Here is a 1928-nt window from a genome sequence, read left to right as displayed (position 1 = left end):
GTGTTAATATGGAATATAACAAATGCTGTGGTATTGAAGTGGATTATCCAAGGGACTACTTTGGAAACTTAAGTATTTCTGATGGGCAAAGATACAAAAAACATGAGAAAGTCAAGGCAATGGCTGATTATTTATCTTCATTTCCCATAGAAAAAATTACATGGGCGTTGGAAGAACAAGAGGGTAATGTTATCAGTAGCTATTTCTCTTATAGAACTGTAAGTCATGTTGGTTCCTATAATTATAATGTTATTACTGTTGATCAACAGGAAGCGAACCCTTATGACTATGGAATTGCAAATAGCTTTAATTGGAGAGGAATGGAGTGGGCAATAATTGAACTGATAGCTGAGAATATGAAAAAGAAATATCAATCATTGGAGATAACAAGAATTTATAACGATTATGAAGATGGTACGACATTTGTTGATTATAGATATTATGTTCCTAATCCCAAAGTATTAGAAGATATATAGATAATGATTGTTTAAAGAAGGTGACGCCCATGCGTTTTGCATCGCAAGAATTTTTTGACAAATTGAAAGAATCCATAATGGATGAAAATAGTGACGACAGCATATATACGGAACTCTACGAGGTTCTGTTGCATGACACGAAATACAGGATAATCAGGAATGTGGGATTTGAAGACTGGGAAGATGTGTTTCAGGAGGTTGCATGGTCGGTGATACGCCAGTTGCCGCGATATCTGCTGAACTCGGAGGACATGCATGAAGCACAGAGACAGTCGTGGTTGAATCGGATTGTTGACGGAAAGTCAGCTTCGTGGCTTAAGAAAAAATATAGGATGAATAAGCAGAAGAAAGAAGAGCAGGGAAGTCAGACGGGCTCCAAGCAGCCCAAAAACATAGTTTTGTCTTTGGATATGCTGCATGAAATAAACGAAGAGACGCATACCCCGATTAAGTTAGCTGAGGGGTCTGATTCGACGAAGAGCCCGGAAACGATAATGGTTGAATCGGAAGTGAGCAAAAAGCTTCTAGAAAAGCTGACACAGCTCTATTCAATCAATACGTCGCCGGAGAAGCTGATTGCGTTTACTTATTCCAGACTGATTTTCCCGTACATAGGAGATGTGGTGAGCGGTAAACCGTCGAAGGTATATGAACATTTGTATGGCTTTAGATTGTATGATTTATATGAATGCATGGTGGACGATCTTATGTCGGTTATAGACGGCTTTATTCCGAAGGAGACATTCTTGCCGCTTCGGGAGAAACTTGATATCATAGACAGTGATGGACATGCCATAGGCGAGAAATCGTTTGACCTGCAGGTAAGACAGATTACCGATGGAGTGCATAGGATTCACAAGAAGCTGGACGCTGACCGTGATGAGGAAACGAAGAAAGAACAAAAGCAGGAACAGCAGGAAGGAGGCTCGGATGATGACAGAACACCTGAATTTTGAGGATATCGTTGATGCGATATATGCAGATGAGATGACGCCGGACAATATGCGATTGATACACCGCGTTCAGGCGCATGTGATGAAGTGCGACAGCTGCAGGCACATATATGATACGATACAGACCATAGGAGACTGGCGTGAGGACGAGTTAAGTGATGAGAAGTTCGCTGCGGTGTCTTTCCCTGAGCTCCTTAAAAGCGCAGCTGTCAGCTTGTCCGTGAGTATCTCAAATGGCTGCAGGCTTGCTCTTGACGGTATACAGCAGCTTGCCTCAGGGCTTGATTACAGCTTTGAGCATCCGTTAGCGCTTGCCGCTCGAAGTGGAGCCGGTGATGAGGATATGTCGCGTCTCGTTGATGAAGAAAATGACTACAATCGCATGACACTTGATGATAAGAAACTTACAGTCAGTCTTGATGCGGAGGATTGGGAAGGCGGCAATCCGGTTTTGATTGTGACAGATGCGGATAGGAATGTGTGCTTTTGTGATGAGATG

3 protein-coding genes are annotated in these 1928 nt (G+C 42.4%); all 3 read left to right on the top strand.

Annotated elements, in window-relative coordinates:
- On the top strand, nucleotides 1–476 hold a 476-nt coding region (locus CCU_RS13755; protein ID WP_208896312.1), incomplete at its 5' end, for a hypothetical protein.
- A 77-nt stretch (nucleotides 477–553) separates the two neighbouring features.
- Nucleotides 554–1432, top strand: a complete 879-nt coding sequence (locus tag CCU_RS13750) for a hypothetical protein (RefSeq protein ID WP_147360134.1) — start codon at nucleotides 554–556, stop codon at nucleotides 1430–1432.
- The coding region (locus CCU_RS13745) for a hypothetical protein (protein ID WP_208896311.1) at nucleotides 1407–1928 on the top strand (522 nt) is incomplete at its 3' end. The genes CCU_RS13750 and CCU_RS13745, both read left to right, overlap by 26 nt.

This window comes from Coprococcus sp. ART55/1 (assembly GCF_000210595.1).
GTDB classification, from domain to species: Bacteria; Bacillota; Clostridia; order Lachnospirales; family Lachnospiraceae; genus Coprococcus; species Coprococcus aceti.
The sequence above is the reverse complement of the archived record's forward strand: the minus strand, read 5'-3'. Positions and strand labels throughout refer to the sequence as shown.

Bases quoted from the DNA above. Each gene is read 5' to 3' on its own strand.
- CCU_RS13750 (WP_147360134.1), top strand. From the start codon at position 554: ATGGATGAAAATAGTGACGACAGCATATATACGGAACTCTACGAGGTT.